This window comes from Arenibacter aquaticus (assembly GCF_003957295.1).
In the GTDB taxonomy this organism is placed as follows: domain Bacteria; phylum Bacteroidota; class Bacteroidia; order Flavobacteriales; family Flavobacteriaceae; genus Arenibacter; species Arenibacter aquaticus.
On the sequence record NZ_RQPJ01000021.1, the window covers coordinates 240,118 to 260,401 of the forward strand.

At 40.4% G+C, this 20,284-nt stretch carries 18 protein-coding genes; 11 read left to right on the forward strand and 7 right to left on the reverse strand.

Annotated elements, in window-relative coordinates; translation table 11 throughout:
* From EHW67_RS16925 to EHW67_RS16940, 4 genes are all read right to left on the reverse strand, one after another.
* Entirely contained in the window at positions 1-1,203 is a 1,203-nt protein-coding gene (locus EHW67_RS16925; protein ID WP_126163573.1) for an exonuclease SbcCD subunit D, read from the reverse strand.
* 314 nt (positions 1,204-1,517) lie between these two features.
* Positions 1,518-2,093 (reverse strand): DsrE family protein, encoded by a 576-nt coding sequence (locus tag EHW67_RS16930; RefSeq protein WP_202912000.1) that lies wholly within the window; start codon positions 2,091-2,093, stop codon positions 1,518-1,520.
* A gap of 45 nt (positions 2,094-2,138) precedes the next feature.
* Positions 2,139-3,407: a sialidase family protein gene (locus EHW67_RS16935; RefSeq protein WP_126163574.1), complete on the reverse strand. Its 1,269-nt coding sequence runs from the start codon at positions 3,405-3,407 to the stop codon at positions 2,139-2,141.
* Between the two features lie 365 nt (positions 3,408-3,772).
* Positions 3,773-5,077, reverse strand: a complete 1,305-nt coding sequence (locus EHW67_RS16940) for a serine hydrolase domain-containing protein (protein WP_238389976.1) — start codon at positions 5,075-5,077, stop codon at positions 3,773-3,775.
* Positions 5,078-5,346: 269 nt separating this feature from the next.
* Between EHW67_RS16940 and EHW67_RS16945 the strand changes: the two genes are divergently transcribed.
* The gene (locus tag EHW67_RS16945) at positions 5,347-5,817 is read left to right on the forward strand and encodes an OsmC family protein (RefSeq protein WP_126163575.1); all 471 of its coding nucleotides are present in this window, start codon (positions 5,347-5,349) and stop codon (positions 5,815-5,817) included.
* A 58-nt stretch (positions 5,818-5,875) separates the two neighbouring features.
* Positions 5,876-6,703 (forward strand): sialate O-acetylesterase, encoded by an 828-nt coding sequence (locus EHW67_RS16950; protein ID WP_126163576.1) that lies wholly within the window; start codon positions 5,876-5,878, stop codon positions 6,701-6,703.
* A 371-nt stretch (positions 6,704-7,074) separates the two neighbouring features.
* On the opposite strand, the gene EHW67_RS16955 is transcribed toward EHW67_RS16950, so the two are convergent.
* The 3 genes from EHW67_RS16955 to EHW67_RS16965 form a co-directional block, all read right to left on the reverse strand.
* Positions 7,075-8,163 (reverse strand): Gfo/Idh/MocA family protein, encoded by a 1,089-nt coding sequence (locus tag EHW67_RS16955; protein WP_126163577.1) that lies wholly within the window; start codon positions 8,161-8,163, stop codon positions 7,075-7,077.
* 151 nt (positions 8,164-8,314) lie between these two features.
* Entirely contained in the window at positions 8,315-8,857 is a 543-nt protein-coding gene (locus EHW67_RS16960; RefSeq protein WP_126163578.1) for a hypothetical protein, read from the reverse strand.
* Positions 8,858-8,957: 100 nt separating this feature from the next.
* Entirely contained in the window at positions 8,958-9,401 is a 444-nt protein-coding gene (locus EHW67_RS16965) for a hypothetical protein (protein ID WP_126163579.1), read from the reverse strand.
* A 231-nt stretch (positions 9,402-9,632) separates the two neighbouring features.
* Between EHW67_RS16965 and EHW67_RS16970 the strand changes: the two genes are divergently transcribed.
* The 9 genes from EHW67_RS16970 (at position 9,633) to ilvC (ending at position 20,258) form a co-directional block, all read left to right on the forward strand.
* Positions 9,633-10,733 (forward strand): DUF2891 domain-containing protein, encoded by a 1,101-nt coding sequence (locus EHW67_RS16970; protein WP_126163580.1) that lies wholly within the window; start codon positions 9,633-9,635, stop codon positions 10,731-10,733.
* A gap of 1 nt (position 10,734) precedes the next feature.
* Complete coding sequence (locus tag EHW67_RS16975; RefSeq protein WP_202912001.1) at positions 10,735-11,928, forward strand: Nramp family divalent metal transporter; 1,194 nt, start codon at positions 10,735-10,737, stop codon at positions 11,926-11,928.
* Between the two features lie 9 nt (positions 11,929-11,937).
* Positions 11,938-12,675: a 5-oxoprolinase subunit PxpA gene (gene pxpA, locus EHW67_RS16980; protein ID WP_126163582.1), complete on the forward strand. Its 738-nt coding sequence runs from the start codon at positions 11,938-11,940 to the stop codon at positions 12,673-12,675.
* The gene (pxpB, locus tag EHW67_RS16985; RefSeq protein WP_126163583.1) at positions 12,672-13,409 is read left to right on the forward strand and encodes a 5-oxoprolinase subunit PxpB; all 738 of its coding nucleotides are present in this window, start codon (positions 12,672-12,674) and stop codon (positions 13,407-13,409) included. Before pxpA ends, pxpB begins: the two co-directional genes overlap by 4 nt.
* On the forward strand, positions 13,402-14,241 hold the full coding sequence (locus EHW67_RS16990) for a 5-oxoprolinase subunit C family protein (RefSeq protein ID WP_126163584.1): 840 nt from the start codon (positions 13,402-13,404) through the stop codon (positions 14,239-14,241). The genes pxpB and EHW67_RS16990 overlap by 8 nt, the downstream gene beginning before the upstream one ends.
* A gap of 419 nt (positions 14,242-14,660) precedes the next feature.
* Entirely contained in the window at positions 14,661-16,337 is a 1,677-nt protein-coding gene (gene ilvD / locus EHW67_RS16995) for a dihydroxy-acid dehydratase (RefSeq protein ID WP_126163585.1), read from the forward strand.
* 79 nt (positions 16,338-16,416) lie between these two features.
* On the forward strand, positions 16,417-18,150 hold the full coding sequence (gene ilvB / locus EHW67_RS17000; RefSeq protein ID WP_126163586.1) for a biosynthetic-type acetolactate synthase large subunit: 1,734 nt from the start codon (positions 16,417-16,419) through the stop codon (positions 18,148-18,150).
* Positions 18,151-18,212: 62 nt separating this feature from the next.
* Entirely contained in the window at positions 18,213-18,737 is a 525-nt protein-coding gene (ilvN, locus tag EHW67_RS17005) for an acetolactate synthase small subunit (protein ID WP_126163587.1), read from the forward strand.
* Between the two features lie 45 nt (positions 18,738-18,782).
* Complete coding sequence (gene ilvC, locus EHW67_RS17010; RefSeq protein ID WP_126163588.1) at positions 18,783-20,258, forward strand: ketol-acid reductoisomerase; 1,476 nt, start codon at positions 18,783-18,785, stop codon at positions 20,256-20,258.
* Positions 20,259-20,284: the final 26 nt, after the last annotated feature.

Sequence of the window (20,284 nt, forward strand, 5' to 3'; positions counted from 1 at the left end):
CTATAGTTTCAATTCCTCTAAAATTTCGCGAAAGGCATTTTTTAAATCCGCCGTGTTTTCCAAATTGGTCTGTAGTTCCAGTTTTTTTTCAAACATTTGCATAGGGGTCACATCTGCTACATCGGTACCCACGGCAAAGGCATCACTGGCGCCCCTAACCATGCTTTTAAAGATAAGTCGCGATTTCACAATTTCGATATTCGCATTGGGTTGGGAATTGATAAGCGCCTCAAAAGCTTGGCGCCGTTCCAAACTTTCATTCTCCTCCGTTACTATTATCTCAGCCAGGGAGGTCAAGGTGGTTTTTTCGGAATAGGCATTTAGATTATGCGCTACCTCTTGCAGGCTGCCCTCAAAAGTAACTAAGTTTCTATGCTTGGGAACAGGAACAAGGTCTAACTTGGAAATGCTATTGTTTTCTATGGTAATGACATTGATTTGCTTGCGATCTTCTTTTTCGGAAAAGCTCAGTGGTATTGGGGAGCCACAATAATGTATGTTTTGTGCTTGTGAAATAACTTGCGGTTTGTGAATATGGCCAAGGGCCACATAATGAGGAGTTTCCCCAAACATATTGGCCTCTACACCAGCTTGGTTGCCAATCTGAATATCGCGCTCGCTTTCGGAAAGCTCACTGCCCTGTACATATAAATGCCCCATTACTATAAACACCTCTTCGGTATAATTTTTATCGTAGTGCGCATTCACGTTTGAAAAATATGTACGTAGCCCAGATTTTATTTGTTCAATTTTTGTGGCATAACTTTCCCCTGCGGCCGACTTGCGAATATCCCTGTCCTTAAGGAAGGGAATGGTAGCCACCACTAATTTTTCATTATTCTTTTCTACAGTCACAAACATATCGGTCAACTCCTCCGTGGCGCCTCCCGTAACACTTATATCAAATGCTTTTAAAAGTTCTGCAGGTGCGTTTAATACCGTAGGGGAATCGTGGTTTCCCCCGGTAAGTATAATTTTGCAATCTAGGCTAATAAGATTTTTTAAAAGATCGTAATACTGTTTATAGGCTGCTTGGGAAGGATTGGCCTGATCAAAAATATCGCCTGACACCAATAAGACATCAATATTTTCACTTTTAATATATGCAATGAGCCAAGTAAAAAATAATTCTAGATCTTCGCTCAGGTCATATTTATGAAGTTGTTTCCCGATATGCCAGTCGGAAGTATGAAGGATTTTCATGCAGTTCGTTTATAATGAATTGTAAAATTACAAGAAAATAGTCCAAGGTCTAATACTTCTGGTTTCTTGTAGTAGTTATTTTTCAACCCATAGAAGATATCGTTGATTACATAATCTGCAAACTGTAAGCATCACCCTCGCAGTTCACTATAAATATAGGTGTTTATGCCAATGGGTATCATTCAAATATAGGGACATAGTCCTTTTAAAATCATGCTTCGGATTGTAGGATGTTTGCAATACTTAGGAAAATGGCACCAAGGTTTTTTACCTATTGATAATGCATACCCTTCTGTTTCCGAAAGTCCCTACCATTAAAACTTTATAAGTGAATATCCTTCAGATTGATAGATAGTTAACACTGTCATAGATGACAAGGCCAATTTAATTTCGGGCATTATTTCGGACTTGGAAATACCAGAATATGCTGCTGATTGGCCACAGATGTACATGTCTACCCCGTGTTCGGATAAGGTCTTGATTAATTGTGTGTTGGGATTGTTGGAACCATATCTTTTCTTATAGGCTTCATTATTTAATGCGTCCTTGGTAGAATCTCCGTGTAAAACAAATGCTAGGGAGATATTGGATTTCTTCACGCCATTTCTGACATGCATATTAAGATATCTGTGAAGACTGGAAATTAGAGAGTTGGAAGCCAAGGGGTCCTTGGGTTTGTAGTCAATATCAAAGATGGCCTTTAGTACAGTTTCGGAATTTGGGGCAAAATCTACATCCTCAATGTTAAAGGTAGCCCCTATTTGGTTAAATACAGGTCCATATTCCGGTTTTGGACTTTGTGCCATGCAGTAGTTGTAAAATAGGCCCATAAAGGTAATGGCCAATAGGTATTTTTTATTGTTCTTATGTAGTGTCACAAGGATTTTCATTAGGATTAGTAATGTTTTTAAACTCACAAATATAGACAGAAGGCTTCAGGAAAAAAGGCAATTTGGGTGATTCCATTTTATTTTTGCCACAAAAACACTCCCATCGCTACCATATTTTTCCACCCCTTCTGGTTGCATCCACTCCGAAACCGTTACCCAAGACTCCCCGGGAGATATATGGGTAACACCAAAATTTCCTAATCGGGCACCTCTCTCCGGTACAAGTATCTGTTCCGTAGCCTTAATTACACATAGTTTTTCAGGGTCTACCTCTGCCATAAATAGTGGTGCCCTATGACGAAAAACATGATCGTTATCGGCTCCTTTTCTCGTATAAACCAAAAATAACCCTTCGCTATGGGTAAGCCAATGTTGCTGTGTGTTATAACTTCCCAATTCGGTGCCATCGTCAAATTTCCATGTCTGGTATGTGTCGTAATGCAACCCGTCCTTACTGCGAGCCACAAAACTTTTTTTATCATTTCTAATGGTCAGAAAAAAATCACTCTTAAATTTCGTCAACGAAGGTTCTCCTAACCCGCGGGTCTCATTATTTAATTCCAGTTCGGTGCCATGCGCTAAATATTTCAGTTTTTTTCCGTCATAAGAACACTTACAAACGGTAACTCTTGAATTTTTTCCTTTTGGACGAAAATATATTGGGAGAAATATATCACCATTTTTTAAATCATAGCGTTGCACACAACCGGCACCGGCATTGTAAAATTTCTCCTTGTCCGGCATTTCCAATTTTTGCCAATTCCCCCATTCTCCTTTTTCAATATCATAAATGGAGTAGGCAGTGCTTCTGGGTCTTGGGTTGGCTACCTTCCAATTTGGCGTATAGACCACAGTATGGCCTACCCCTAGTAGGGTTTTGGTAGTATTATGCCATTTAGGCCAGAAGTCGCTCACGGCAACAGGTCGCCTTATGCCATCAATTATTTCGAATTTTGGAGCCAATGTTTTCAATTCTTTCGGGTTTGTCCATTCCTTGCCCAGATTATTGGTAAGCAATCCATACATTCCGTAAAAAACATCGCTCCCAGCAAGATCCAATTTGTTTATGGTCATTACTATACTGGGGGTATCCGTGTCTTTAGATCCAGGTACAATTCCCGCCCTTGGATGGCACCAACACCTTTCCCCATCAAACAGTTTGGTGGGAACATTTAACTCTAGGGAATAATCCAATTTCTTTTGTGTATAACTGTAAAGGGGCGGAATACAGGTCAATGAAATACTACCTATCAAAGTAGATTTTAAAAATTGCCGTCTCTTAATTGTAGAATATTCAGTACTATTCTCTTTCATGTACGTATCAAATTTAAAGTCGCATAACCCTAGCATAGTGAATAGGATCATTTTTTACTCTGGTTTTTAAATAGGAATCAAGATAGTGATTGTAGGAAGATGTTTAAAATAAACTTTTGAGATGCAGTCTTATCTGCAATGTATGAACTAGTTGGTATATAGTGCTATACTTTTAGAATATATACGCCCAAAGGGAGGCGACCTTAAAAGTTTTATCTAGCTTGTAAAAAGAGGGGACTATTCGCTATGCCAATAAAAAAAAGCAAGGCAAACCGAGGCCCTAGGGGCAAGTGGGAAGACTATGCATGCAGATCTTCTGGAAAGAGTCCAAGGTGGACTACAAGGAGTAATGTAAGCGTAAAAGCCTATAGTGGCTGATTGGTATTTTTATCCGTATTGGAGGCAATTTGTGCCGCTTGTCTGCCATACTTCTTATTCACTATTTTGTGCAGGTCAGGGATAACGGTTTTAGCCAATTTGCTTGTGCTGTTCAAGAGAACACAGATTCCCAGTTCATTCTCAGGATATATGGCAATTTCATTTCTAAAATTATTAACACTGCCGCCATGGTGCCAAATTGTTTTTTCACTGTTGGAGCCATTGTCCAAATATTTGTGTATTCTCCATCCAAAGGCATAATAAGAGGATTTATGTCCTGGCCATTTTTGGTAATATTTTCTACTTCCCTTTATTTCTATAAAGGGGGTAAATGTTTCCTTTAAGTCGGCCCTGTCCATTATTTCCGGATTGTATCCCATTAAAAAACGCATCCATTTAGCCATATCAATAGCACTGGCGTTTATCCCTCCAGCCGCTATAGCATTGAAATACCTATTGGTCAATGGCAAGGTTTTATAGCCTCTACCTCTATGAACGTGCGGTAGGGCCACATTTTCTGTTTTGGCCAAAGTATTGTAGTCCATGGTGGTAGAGCACATACCCAAAGGATTGAACAATCTATTGGTCAAGACTGTTTTTAATTCTTGTCCCGTAGCCTTTTGTACCATTTCCCCACAAAGGGCGAACATCGCATTTTGATAGCTATACATAGAACCTGGCTCGCTAATAGGGGTCACTTCTTTGAAACGTTGGGCTATATCCGATAAGGGCAAACCCGCTTCAATGAGATTTGTGTAGCTATGGTAAGGAGTGCCAGAGGTGTGTGAAAGAATATTGGCAAGGGTTATTTTTTCCGTGTTGCTTTTATCACCAAATTGAAATCCGGGTATAAAATCACTTACCTTATCATTCCAATGTAATTTACCTTCCTGCTTTAAATTTGCAGCCAATACACCTGCAAATCCCTTGGACAACGATCCAAGTCTAAATATCGTACTTCCATCTACTGCTTCCCCGGAATTTAAATTTCTTTTTCCAAAACCCTCTGTCAACACTATGGAATCCTGTTTAACAATACTTACTCCAGCACCAACAATATCACCGGCAGCAATGGCTTTATCAAAATAGGCCTTTACGGCTGCACTCAATTCCTGCTGATGGGTTTTATACAGATATGCCTCATGTTTAATTGCTAATTCCTTTTTTTTATCAATGGCCGAAATGGCTTTCTTGGGGGCGGATTCCGTTTTTGAAAATAAACCATTAAGGCATATGGCCATGAGTGTTAGTATTATAAGCGAAGCGCCTATCCGGAATGTACTTCTCTGCATAGGAAGATTGAGTTTAATTTGGGTATAAAAAGATAAATATAAGATGATATGCTTAAATAACGGATGAAATGCATTATTTCTTATGTTAATCTTTTTTTTAACACTCTGTTCCTTAGTTATTATATTGCTGATCCTAGGCCAGTTGCTCTATTTTTATCATGGCAGATGGGGGGGGCACCTAATTACAAAAAAGATATAGGTCATAATTAAATGCCCACATTAAATCTATATATTGTAGGCATTGTTAAGTAGCATTAATCTTTGAATACATGAAAAATCACTACTATAAAGCCAAAGTGGAATGGACTGGCAATGAAGGAAAGGGTACCTTAAATCCTAAGTCCTACAAAAGGGACCATACCATCTCTTGTAAAGGGAAATACGATCTGATAAAAGCCTCATCCGATGCTGCCTTTTTGGGTGATGCCAAAAGATATAATCCAGAAGATCTGTTGGTTTCATCTATCGCAGCATGCCATATGCTTTGGTACCTACATCTTTGTGCCATAAATAATATAGTGGTAACGGACTACACGGACAATTCGGTTGGTCTTATGCAGGAAACTACCAATGGCAGTGGACAGTTCAAGGAAGTTACACTTAATCCGGTAATCAAAATTACCGACCCCGAAATGATAGAAAAAGCCACTCAGTTGCACATCGAAGCCAATAAAATGTGTTTTATTGCCAATTCTTGTAATTTTGGGATAAAACACCATCCAACCATTACTGCGGAATAGTAATAAGTTACCTTAATCTGGAGAATAAAAGAGACCAATTAACAACTATATAAATAGAATGAGCCAAAAAAAGTTAATGTTATCTCTCCTAACATTGGGGGTTATATTTGGGATGAGGGCCCAAGAAAAGGACCAAAGAACCCAATATTTCCCAAAATCCGAATTGAGGGTGCAAAAACTGCCCCCAAAGGACAACGTATGGGTTTTTGTATTGGCTGGCCAATCCAATATGGCAGGTAGGGGACAGGTAGAACCCAAGGATACGATTCCAGATCCCAGGGTATTGACCCTAAATAGACAGGGCAATATTATCTTGGCCAAAGAACCATTGCATTTTTATGAACCCTCTATGGCCGGACTGGATTGTGGTTTGGCCCTTGGCAAGGCCATGCTAAAAAATATTCCGGACAGTATTTCTGTTTTGTTGATTCCTACGGCGGTAGGAGGGAGTTCCATTTCCAAATGGTTAGAGGGTAAAGAGCACAGGCAAGTTAATCTGTTGAGTAACTTTATGGAGAAAGTAGAACAAGGAAAACGATTTGGAGCTATAAAAGGGATTTTTTGGCACCAAGGGGAAAGCGATGCAAAGCCAGAAACTGCTCCATGGTATGAGGATAGACTACGTAAACTGTTTACCATCTTCAGAGAGATAGTTGGAAAACCAAATACTCCTATTGTAATAGGGCAATTAGGGTCGTATTCCACAAATGAATGGTGGCCAAAAATCAACGAGCAAATTAAAGCCTATGTCTCTTCGGACAGCAATGCCGGACTAATTAATACCTCTGACCTTGAGCATAAAGGCGATGAGGTACATTTTAATTCGGAGGCACAACGGACCATGGGCGAAAGATATGCCCGTGCCTATTTCAAAATCCGTCAGTAAATCACGAACATATTTTTACGTATGACCAGTGGTCTAATATGGGGCTTAAATCTTATAGCTAAACTGTGCCAATTATCTAATTGGCTAAGAGCAAAGGACATATAATGCCCACGCAATGCAAAAAGCACAAAAGAGATAGAATAAAAAATCGTTTAAAGTAGTATTTTCTTTCATAGGATTTGGGTTTGTATATAGAACCTGAAAACACCTAAAAAAGGATATGGCGTCCCGTGAATGGGGCATAAATTCGATGTCCCGACCCCAATTCCGACAAAGCGTCAATATCATCTATGAAAGTAAAATCTCACAAAACATTAAAACCTTGAAAAGCAACCATTTATCGATGCTTTATAAGGCCAAAAGGCATGGTTTTACAATTTCACCTCACAATTTTGGGCGGCCGACTTGTAAATGGCCTCAACAACACGTATGTCTCGAAGGCCTTCTTCTCCCGGTACAATTAAGTCTGTGCCGTCCATTATGGCCTGGGCGTCCTCGTCCATTTGTTTGGCTTGTTGGCTGGGTATGCTGAAGTTAATGATTTCCCCATTGGACATGCTGCCATTGTTGCCATTATAGGAAGAATGCGGTTCCATTTTTAGCCACCCTTTTTCGTAGTTAACATGAAGGTGGTTCATTCTGATCCCAAAACTGGTATGGCAAGAGGCCAGGGCACCACTGGGGAACTCCAATAGGAACATCATGGTTTCTTCAACCTCATGATAAATTTCAGGTCTGGTAGTGGAGGCACGAGCCAAAACGGATATGGGTTCTTCCCCAGTTGCCAAGCGTGCCCCCTGAAGGGCATATACCCCCATATCGCCCATGGCACCACCACCCATTTCTTTGCTTTGTTTCCAATGGTTGGTCCTGCCATCAAAATAACCAGCGGCAGAGGTAACCATCTTAACCTTACCAAAGGGTTTTTCCTTGCCTACCTTCATATACGCCTGTATATTGGGATCATGCTGACAGCGATACCCGATTGCCAGTTTTACCTTATTGTCCTTACAGGCTTTAATCATGGCTTCACATTCTGCTACCGAAGGGGCCATGGGTTTTTCACACCACACATGTTTACCGGCCTTGGCCGCCCGTATGGTGTATTCGGCATGCATTGACGGGGGTAGTACAACGTAGACAACGTCTATATCCCTGTTGTTCGCAATATCATCAAAATTTTGATAGTTGTAAATGTTTTTGTCCTCAATGCCATATTTAGATTTCCAGATGGGAATTTTTTCGGGACTACCGGTAACAATTCCTTTTAATTCACAATTTTTGGTCCGCTGAAGGGCAGGAGCAAGGAGGTCAGTACTGTAATACCCTAGCCCAACCAAAGCTACGCCCAATTTTTTGTTTTGTTTTTTTGAAAAAGGTAATAGTATTTGCGGGGCCAAGGTGGTTGTGGCAGCAAGCACTCCCGCTTTTTGTATGAATTGTCTTCTCTGTTTTTCCATAACGTAGTGTTTAGGAACAGAAATTACAACAAGAATTTGAAAAAATCAATTTAAGGCAAAAATAGTGGGTAATCTTTACCTCTGGTAAATATGCTTCAATAAACCGTTGGGACTAAAATAATATATCTCGATATACTGGAAGAGGTGGGGGTTATTTTTCCCTTTTCTGGAGTTTTTGGCTAAGGGTATCCTTGAAAACATAGAGTGTAACCGTGATAGTTCCCAGAATTATGATGGGTACAGCGTATTCCCATTGTAAAATTTTACCGATACTACCTATAATAATCTCCAATATTCCAATCACCATTATGGTATTCCAAATAAGTCGGTTATTAAGGCTATTGCTGTCTCCCTTATCGGCAATTAAGTAGGTGGTACCTTCCATTATTATCCAAATAATAAAGGCCAAGCCACCTACAAGCTGAAAGAAATCGGTAAAGGATAGCTCAAGAATTTTAAAAATACCGTCCAAAGACCAAAAACAGACCATCACCAGTTTGGTATATTCCAAAAATCCTTTTTTTGTTTTTTTTAAGAAGCGCAGACTATATAATATGAATATAGCGCCAAGCGATAGGACAATAAGCGCACTTGCGATTTTGGGAACAAGGAGAATTTTACAAATAAACCCAATAAATAGTAGGGAAATAGCAATTCTTAAAGGAGTCTTCAAAATCTTCTTTTCTGTTTTCATAACATAGCTTTTAAGATTCCGGGCATTCTGTCTATAAGACTTCAGTACCTTCGTAGTCCTCCAAGAAAGACATTCCCTACCTCATACCATCACGGCCAGCTTATAGTACTTTAATATTGGCTCGCAGACCTTCCATAATTCCCAATATATTATTGACGGTTTCTTTTAAATAATATTTAATTAGCACATGGGGGATGCGGATAGTGGTGAATCCGTTTTTGAATGAATGCATGGCTTCTTCCAAATCATTAATGGCCTGTTTGTGGGTTATGGCATTGTATTCCGTATCCACTTCTATATTGAGTTTTACACGGGATATAGCAATATCAACAGATTTTTTTCCATCCCACCATTCCAGCATGGGGTTTACACCTGCATCTTTTAAACCATAATATAATTGTATGGCTTCTTTTGGGGTCTTTTTGAGTCTAATTAGCTTTTCCATTCTGTTTCGGTGCTGGGGACACAGTTCTAATCCTAATAGATCCATGGCACTTTTATGGTCAAGATAACTTAGCTCTTTCTTACAATCTAAACATGTCATTTAAGTAGGTTAAAAGTTTAATTTGGGACTATTATAACCTTAAATTTTTTGGATTATTATGTTATCATAATGTAAAATGGGAAACTTTTAGACGAACTGCATCTTTTTAGACGAACTACCTACTTTTTAAACCACCTAGCCTTTTAAACGGATATTTTTTTCATCAATTTGGATTATCCCTATATATTTACATTTCATCAAAACCAATCCCAATTTAACCAATTCGGCATTATGTGGCATAAGTTATCCCTAATTCTTCTTTTTTTCTACTTAATCGTAGGCTGCAAAAACAGTAAAAAATCAGAAACCCAAACATTAACGGAGGTCCCCCCTCCGGAGCTTACTTTTAGTGAGGCCAATAGATTGGTGCGTCTACCCTTGGATTGTCTGCAAACGGAATACCCCAACAAATTAAATCAAACCTTGCAGGACTCCACCCATTTGGGCAGTCCACAGCAATTGCATCCGGCCTTTTATGGCTGTTTTGATTGGCACTCCTCTGTACACGGGCACTGGTCCCTGGTTTCATTGCTTAAGCAATACCCCAGCCTGAATCAAGCGGCAACCATTCGGAATAAATTGATAGAAAATATATCCGATAAAAATATAATGGCGGAGGTAGATTATTTTAAATGGACAGGAAATAAGTCCTTTGAGCGTACCTATGGATGGGCTTGGATCCTTAAATTGGCGGAAGAGCTCCATACCTGGAATGATCCTTTGGGGCGGGATCTGGCAGCAAACCTACGGCCGCTTACAGAATATATTGTAGCCTCCTATGTGGAGTTTTTGCCCAAGCTAAATTATCCAATAAGGGTGGGGGAGCATTCCAATACAGCTTTTGGTCTGTCCCTAGCCTGGGATTATGCGGTAGTTCTTAACAACCAGGAATTAAAAGAGGCTATTAGTAGTTGTGTTGATAGGTTCTATTCCCAAGATGCCGAATGTCCGATAACATGGGAGCCTAGTGGGTTCGATTTTTTGTCACCCTGTTTGGAAGAGGCTAACTTGGTTCGGAAAATATATCCACAGGACAAATTTAAAAAGTGGTTGAACAATTTCCTTCCACAGTTGTCCCATCCCCAATTTGAGCTGGAACCAGGTAGGGTTTCGGATAGGACAGATGGTAAACTGGTACATTTGGACGGGCTAAATTTTAGCAGGGCTTGGTGTTTGTACGGAATAGCGGAAACCCTTCCGGAATATGCACATTTAAAGGGTGTTGCCTCCGAACATATAACATATTCCCTCCCCAATATAATAGATGAAAATTATAGTGGTACCCATTGGTTGGGAAGTTTTGCCCTCTATGCCTTAAACCATGCGCATTAATATGTTTAAGAAAATGGGTCCAGGGGTTTTGGTGGCCGCAGCCTTTATAGGGCCCGGGACGGTTGCCATATGTACCATGGCAGGGGTGCGCTTTGGATATGGGTTGTTGTGGGCCATGTTGTTGTCCATTGTGGCAACTCTGGTATTACAGGAAATGGCAGCTAGACTTGGGGTAGTTACCCAGAAAGGTTTGGCCGAAGTAATAAAGGAGGAAATGGCCGTACCATGGATAAAAGTCCTGATCATTGGCTTGATCCTAGCTGCTATAGTTTTGGGCAATGCAGCGTATGAAGGAGGTAATATTGGAGGCGCCAGCTTGGGGTTGGAGGCAGTTTTTGGAGATGGATACACCCGCTATTACCCTCTTGTGGTTGGTTCTATTGCCTTTATTATTTTGTTTTTTGGCAATTATCGTTTGTTGGAAAAAGTATTGGTATCCTTGGTCCTTATAATGAGCATATCGTTTGTATTGACTGCCTTGATCACCAAGCCCGATATTCTTGGAGTAGTACGCGCCATAATATTTCCCAGAGCACCTAAAGGAAGCATTTTAACCATTATCGCTATGGTGGGTACCACGGTTGTTCCTTATAATTTATTTCTTCATACCTCCCTGGTTCGTGAAAAATGGAAGGCTTCAACAGACTTAAAAGCAGCAAGGCAGGATACCTTTTGGTCCATTATCATAGGGGGACTGGTCTCCATGTCCATTATTGTTGCGGCAGCTGCCATTCCTTCTGTTGAAATAAGTACAATTATGGATATGGCCAAAGGCTTGGAGCCACTTTATGGGGACAGTGCAAAATACTTTATGGGGGTCGGGATTTTTGCGGCAGGACTCACTTCTTCCATTACAGCACCTATGGCTGCGGCCTATGTGGTGAACAGTTGCTTTGGATGGAATGCCAGTATGAAGGATATACGTTTTAAATTAGTTTGGATGTTGATCATTGGGGTAGGGGTGCTGTTTATGTCCCTAGGGATAAAACCCATGGAAGTAATTCAATTTGCCCAGGTTGCCAATGGCATGTTGTTGCCTATTATCGCTATATTTTTATTATGGGTAGTTAACAGGCAAAAGGTGATGCAGCATTATAGGAATTCCTTATTTCAGAATATCATGGGAATTATCATTATTTTATTGTCTGTATTCCTTGGGGTAAAAAGTATATTAACCGTGTTTGGACTAATCTAAAAAAAATATATGCCTACTATAGATATTAATTGTGACCTTGGTGAAGGAATAGATAATGAGGTTGATATCATGCCTATGATTTCCTCCTGTAGCATTGCTTGTGGTGGACATGCCGGCAATTTGGAGACCATGGAAAGGGTGGTAGGTCTGGCCATGGCAAATGGGGTTTTGGTAGGCGCTCATCCTTCCTATCCTGATAAAGAGAATTTTGGGAGGGTCAGCATCCCAATTTCGGCAGAAGCCCTAAAAAAGAGTATCAAAGAACAAATAGAAAGTTTAGTAACAATTCTTAAGGCCAGGAATATGGAATTAAACCATATAAAACCCCATGGCGCGCTGTATAATGATATTGCAAAGGATAGGGGGCTGGCCCTGTTATTTCTGGAAAGTGTAGCGCCTTATAAGGAAAAGGTGGTTTTATATGTGCCTTATGCTTCTGAAATAGCCAAACAGGCCAAAGAAGCAGGGTACCGTATAAAATATGAGGCCTTTGCAGATAGGAATTATAACCAAGACCTTACTTTGGTGTCCCGTAAAGCTTCAAATGCCATGATCCATGATCCTCAAGAGGTATTGGACCACATATTGCTTATGGTGAACAGGGGAATGGTAAAAACGGCTACAGGTGCCAAAATACACTTATTGGCGGACACCTTTTGTATACATGGAGATTCTCCATCAACATTACAAATATTAATGTATCTTTCACAGCAGTTACCCAAGAAGCAAATCTTTATAAAGAAGTGAACACTTTTAATATTTCAGTTAGGCAGTATGGGGTCCACGCCGTTTTGGTGGAATGGCCCAATCAAGTAGAGGAGTCCATTTTGGACGATATTTTACAATTTATTAAGTATCTAAAGAATCATAAGTTAGATGAAAAGGAATGGGAATTTATCCCGTCCTATAATTCACTTACCCTCATATGTAAGGATAAGGTTCTTGATTTTGATGTACTTAAGCCCCAAATAAAAGATTGGTATAGCTTGAAAGGTGAAATAAAAGGGGTTACCAGATATGTGTGGACTCTACCAGTGTGTTACGATCAAGAATTTGGACTTGATTTGGAAGAGGCCTCCAGCTTTTTAGGGTTAACTACAGAAAAGCTTATAACCATGCACACACAACAAGCCTATACGGTTTATTGCATTGGCTTTTTACCGGGTTTTATGTATTTGGGAGGTGTACCTAAGGAATTGGAGGTGGCCCGTAAACCTAACCCCAGGCCAAAGGTTCTCAAGGGATCTGTAGGTTTGGCGGGTAAACAAACGGGGATCTATCCTCAGGATTCACCAGGTGGGTGGAATATTATTGGAAAGTGTCCAGTGCCTATGTTCGATGTAAAAAAAGAAAACCCCTGCTTTGTAAGTGTGGGGGATAAAATAAAATTCAAACCTATCTCTAAGGCCGAATATGAATTACATAAAATAGAGGCGGAGGTAGGTATTTATAATATAGAAAAATCTGTTTGGGATGCTTAATATTTTAAAATCGGGTTTTTTTACTACCATTCAGGATGATGGGCGTTTTAATTATAGGGATAAAGGGGTTCCTGTAGCTGGGGTAATGGATACTTATTCCGTATCTATAATAACTTCCCTGCTGGAAAACGAAGAACCTACGGCCGTTCTGGAAATAACCATGACCGGACCACAGTTAGCCTTCGAAGCGGATACCTATATAGCCTTGGGAGGTGCAGAAATGATGGTGACCTTGAACGATAAACCCATCGAAAATTATAGGGTTTATCAGGTTAAGGCGGGTGATGTTTTGTCCTATGGTAAATTGGAAAAGGGGTTTAGGGGCTATCTGGCCCTAAAAGGAGGTATTGACTCCCTGGAGGTATTGGGGAGCCGATCGCAATATAAACCCATAACGGAACACGTTTCCATAAAAAAAATGGGTGAGCTGCCGTATAAGGAATGTAAGGAATTTAAACCCAAAATATCAGAAATTAAAGTAGATTCCGTATTGGATAAATCTGAATTGAAGGTTTTTAAAGGACCGGAATTTAACCTGTTGACCGATAAACAGTTGGGGCAGTTGTTTTATAGGGACTTTACGGTGGCCAATGAAAACAACAGAATGGCCTATCAGCTAAATGAGCCCATAGAAGAAAACAATTTTACCATGTTAACCTCTGCTACACTTCCAGGGACCGTGCAATTAACACCCTCGGGAAAATTGATTGTTCTCATGAAAGACGGACAGACAACCGGAGGCTACCCTAGAATTTTACAGCTTTCGGATATGGCCATATCCATATTGGCGCAGAAACGATCAGGAGATCACATTAGCTTTAAATTAAAATAGACGGAGAAAAAATCTTTGCCATGTCAATTTTAATTTTTAATTTTATCCGGATGAAAAGAAACCACATTATAATCAATTTAGTCATTGTCATTCCTTGATAGGGATGATACGGATTTCTATTGATTTAAAAAGCCTGTATCACATATATCTGATACAGGCTTTTTTTTAGTTTTTTTGGGGAATTTAGTAAGGATTTCTGTCTTTTTTTGGGCTTTCCACAAGTTTATTTAAGAATAAAAACCTACTGAATATGATATGGTTTAAGTGGTTAACTATTTGATTTTTAGATAGTTAAAATTAAAACTTTAAAATTGAATTTAAATCAATGTTTTATGTTAAAAACTTAAGGGTTTTTAAACTTTTATCTTTGAAAGTCGTAGTATATAGAATTGTAATAAAAATTGTAAGAATACATATCAATGGAATTAAATAAATATAGTAAAAACGTTACACAGGACCCAACCCAACCAGCTGCCCAGGCAATGTTATATGCCATAGGACTGGAGGAAGAAGATTTAAAGAAACCATTGATCGGGATTGGAAGTACAGGTTATGAGGGGAATCCTTGTAATATGCATTTGAACGATCTGGCCCAGGAGGTAAAATTGGGAACGGACAAAGGGGGCTTGGTAGGTCTTGTTTTTAATACCATAGGTGTCAGTGATGGTATTTCTATGGGTACTTACGGTATGCGATATTCCTTGCCTTCCAGGGATATTATCGCAGATTCCATGGAAACGGTGGTTCAGGCCATGAATTATGACGGACTGGTAACGGTTGTAGGTTGCGACAAAAATATGCCAGGAGCTTTAATGGCAATGATACGTTTGGACAGGCCTTCTGTTTTGGTCTACGGTGGAACCATAGCTTCCGGGTGTTTTAAGGATAAAAAATTGGATATTGTTTCTGCCTTTGAAGCCTGGGGCGAGAAAGTGGCAGGAACTATGAATGAGGATGACTATAAAGGGGTAATACAGAACGCATGTCCCGGAGCAGGGGCCTGTGGTGGTATGTACACGGCGAACACTATGGCTTCCGCTATAGAAGCATTGGGTATGGCCATGCCTTACAATTCTTCCAATCCAGCCATTGGCAAGGATAAACAGCAAGATGCCATAAATTCCGGTTTCGCCTTAAGGTATTTATTGGAAAACGATATTAAGCCAAGTGACATTATTACCAGAAAGTCTTTTGAAAATGCGGTGCGACTGCTAACGCTATTGGGAGGCTCTACCAATGCCGTTCTTCACTTTTTGGCCATAGCCAAAGCGGCAGGTGTTGATTTCACCTTGGATGATTTCCAGAAAATTAGCGATAGTACTCCATTTTTGGCAGATTTAAAGCCTAGTGGCAAATATTTGATGGAGGATCTTCATCGTGCAGGAGGGACTCCAGCAGTTATGAAATTTATGTTGGATAACGGTATGTTGCATGGTGACTGTTTAACTGTAACTGGGAAGACCATTGCAGAGAACTTGGCAGAGTTGCCAGGTCTTGTAGAAGGTCAGGAAATAGTAAAGCCATTGAGTGCTCCTATTAAGGAAACAGGCCATTTAAGGATTTTATATGGTAATCTGGCCGAGCATGGGGCAGTTGCAAAGATCACAGGCAAAGAAGGATTACATTTTTCAGGTCCGGCAAAGGTTTTTGATGATGAGTTTGCGGCAAATGAGGGCATTGGGAAAGGTCTGGTCCAAAAGGGTGATGTGGTAGTAATTCGCTATGAAGGTCCCAAAGGTGGCCCGGGAATGCCAGAAATGTTGAAGCCTACGGCAGCCATTATGGGAGCAGGCCTAGGAAAGGATGTGGCCCTGATCACCGATGGTAGATTTTCTGGAGGTACCCACGGTTTTGTGGTTGGCCACGTTTGTCCTGAAGCACAGGATGGGGGAACCATTGCATTGATCAAGGATGGGGATATCATTACTATTGATGCAGAGAAAAACAGTATTTCGGTAGACCTTAGCGAAGAAGAATTAAATACGCGTAGGGCAAATTGGGTACAACCACCACTAAAAGTAAAAAGAGGAAGTCTGTACAAATATGCCAAAACGGTATCATCGGCCTCCCAAGGTTGTGTTACTGATGAATTATAGGAAGCGGGCAACAATATAGTCCACAAAAATTATAAAGGGTTTTATACCTAAGTATGTTAACCGATTAGGTCTACAAATTATGGAAACATTAAAAAAGGAAAAAGCAGCGTCAACAGAGCAAGGCACAATCAAAATAAGTGGTGCCGAGGCTATCATCCATTGTCTATTAGCAGAGGGTGTAGACTTAATTTATGGATACCCGGGAGGTGCAATTATGCCCTTGTATGATGAATTGTATAAATTTCAGGATAAACTAACCCATATTTTAACTCGTCATGAGCAGGGGGCAACCCATGCTGCCCAAGGCTATGCCAGGGTAACGGGACAGGTAGGGGTAGCTGTAGCCACTTCGGGTCCTGGAGCTACCAATTTGGTAACGGGCTTGGCAGATGCTCAGATAGATAGTACTCCAATGGTATGTATTACTGGGCAGGTACCACGTCAATTGTTGGGATCTGATGCTTTTCAGGAAACCGATATCATAGGTATTTCCACTCCGGTCACTAAATGGAATTGTCAGGTTACTAAAGCTTCGGACATACCAGAGGTTTTGGCCAAGGCATTTTACATTGCCAGATCGGGTAGGCCAGGTCCAGTTTTGGTAGATATTACCAAGAACGCCCAATTTGAGGAATTCAACTTCTCATACGAACACTGTAAAGGGGTAAGGAGTTATAATCCGTATCCCAAACCAAACCTAAAGTCCATTGAAATTGCAGCCGAATTGATCAATGCGGCCAAAAAACCATTAATTGTTTTTGGGCAGGGCGTTATTTTAGGTGAGGCAGAGGAGCAACTCAAGGCCTTGGTGGAAAAGGCGGGTGTTCCAGCAGCGTGGACAATACTTGGACTTTCTGCACTGGATACCGAACATCCATTGAATGTTGGAATGGTGGGTATGCATGGTAACTATGGCCCTAATTTATTGACCAATGAATGCGATGTCCTCATTGCCATTGGTATGCGTTTTGACGATAGGGTAACCGGTAGTTTGGATACTTACGCCAAACAAGCTAAAATAATCCACTTTGATATAGATCCGGCCGAAATTAATAAGAATGTCAAGGCCGATGTGGCCGTACTAGGGGATGCAAAAGAAACGTTGTCCCTATTGCTGCCATTGGTAAATGCCAATAAGCACGAGTCATGGCATAATGAATTTAAGGAGAAATACAAGATAGAGTTTGATCAGGTTATAAAAAATGATGTGTACCCTACCAAGGAAAAACTGACCATGGCCGAGGTGATTGAGGAAATCAATATAGCCAGCGGTCAGAAGGCCATTATTGTTTCCGATGTGGGGCAACACCAGATGATTGCCTGTAGGTATGCAAAATTTAAGCAAACCAAGAGCAATGTTACCTCTGGAGGATTGGGAACTATGGGCTTTGCCTTGCCAGCGGCCATAGGAGCCAAAATGGGGGCCATGGATAGGGAAGTGGTTGCCATAATAGGTGACGGAGGGTACCAGATGACCATACAGGAACTGGGAACAATCTTTCAGAACAAAACTCCGGTCAAGATCGTAGTATTGAACAATGACCATTTGGGTATGGTACGTCAATGGCAGGAACTGTTTTTTGAAAGTAGGTATGCCTCTACAGTAATGACAAACCCCGATTTTGTAAAGATTGCCGAAGGGTATCATATCCAATCCAGAAGGGTAAGTGAGAGAGAAGACCTAAAAGCAGCGGTACAGGAGATGCTGGCCTCAAAGGATGCCTACTTTTTGGAAGTGAAAGTGGAGAAAGAAGACAATGTTTTTCCTATGATACCATCAGGGGCATCGGTATCGGATATACGTTTGAAATAAATAATTAATAATTTAAATAGTCCGTTGCCTACTATTAGAAAGGCTGGGACTGGGATTAGGAAATGGAAAAAAAATGGTTTACGATTTCAGTATACTCCGAGAATAGCGTTGGACTACTGAATAGGATATCAGGGATATTCTTAAAGCGTCATATAAATATAGAGAGTTTAAATGTTTCTAAATCGGAGATTGAAAATGTTTCCAAATTCACTATTGTGGTGTATACCACCAATGAATGGGTAAACAATATTGTGGGGCAGATAGAAAAGCAGATAGAAGTGATAAAGGCGTTTTACCATACCGATGAGGAGACCATCTATCAGGAATCGGCCTTGTTCAAGATAGCCTCTTCGCTATTGTTTGATGAAAGAAACATTCAGAATATCATCAAGGAAAGCAATTCGCAAATAGTAACCGTATCCAGGGACTATTTTGTTTTGGCAAAAACAGGTAGAAGAAATGAAATTGATGATATGTACCAGCAGTTAAAACCCTACGGAATCATGCAATTTGTACGTTCAGGAAGGATTTCAGTTTCCAAAGCCGAAATGCAGATTTCCGCCTTACTTAAAGAATTTAATCAATAAATAGTTAACCCCGACCAGTGTCGGGATAAAAATCCAGTTTTAAAAATGGCAAATTATTTCAATACGCTATCACTAAGAGAGCAATTAACCCAGTTGGGGAAATGTAGGTTTATGGAATCTACAGAATTTTCTGATGGTGTATCAGCTTTAAAAGGGAAGAAGATCGTAATCGTAGGTTGCGGTGCCCAAGGACTTAACCAAGGTTTAAATATGCGCGATTCCGGATTGGATATTTCGTATACCCTAAGGGAAGCGGCAATAAAGGAGAAAAGACAATCATTTATCAACGCAACAGAGAATGGTTTTAACGTAGGTACTTATGAAGAACTTATTCCTACTGCCGATGTGGTTATTAACCTAACTCCGGATAAGCAGCATACCAGCGTAGTATCGGCTATTATGCCATTGATGAAAAAAGGTGCCACTTTATCTTATTCACACGGTTTCAATATTGTAGAAGAAGGAATGCAGATCCGTGAAGATCTAACTGTTATAATGGTTGCTCCCAAATGTCCCGGTTCCGAGGTGCGTGAGGAGTATAAAAGAGGCTTTGGAGTACCTACCTTAATTGCAGTTCACCCGGACAATGACCCTGAGGGCAAAGGCTTGGCGCAGGCAAAAGCTTATGCTGTTGGTACTGGAGGACATAGGGCCGGTGTATTGGAATCTTCCTTTGTTGCCGAAGTTAAATCCGATTTAATGGGCGAGCAAACCATACTTTGTGGGCTGTTGCAAACGGGTTCTATTCTTTGTTTTGATAAAATGATTGAAAAAGGCGTGGATGCAGGCTATGCTTCCAAACTTATTCAGTACGGATGGGAAACTATTACCGAAGGACTTAAATATGGTGGTATAACCAATATGATGGATCGTTTGTCCAACCCAGCAAAAATTAAGGCTTTTGAATTATCTGAAGAATTAAAGGAAATAATGCGTCCGCTATTCAACAAGCATATGGACGATATCATGAGTGGTCATTTTTCCAAAACTATGATGGAAGATTGGGCCAATGACGATAAAAACCTATTGAGCTGGAGAGCAGCTACCGGAGAAACGGCGTTTGAAAAGACTCCTGCAGGGTCTGATGAGATCTCGGAACAGGAATTTTATGATCATGGTGTACTAATGGTTGCTATGGTAAGAGCAGGTGTGGAATTGGCTTTTGAGGCCATGACAGAATCTGGAATCATCGCAGAATCTGCTTACTATGAGTCGCTTCATGAAACTCCATTAATTGCCAATACTATTGCAAGAAAGAAATTGTTTGAAATGAACAGGGTTATTTCCGATACTGCCGAATACGGCTGTTACTTGTTTGATCATGCTTGTAAGCCTTTGTTGGCCGACTTTATGAAGACCATTGATACCGATGTGATTGGAAAGCACTTTGGCGATGAAAAACATCTTGGTGTGGACAATGCAAAGTTAATAGCGGTTAATAAAGCGCTGCGTGAGCATCCAGTAGAGATAGTGGGCGCTAGGTTGCGTGCATCCATGACTGCTATGAAACCCATAGTATAATTGAAATGAACTATTGAAAGGACCTG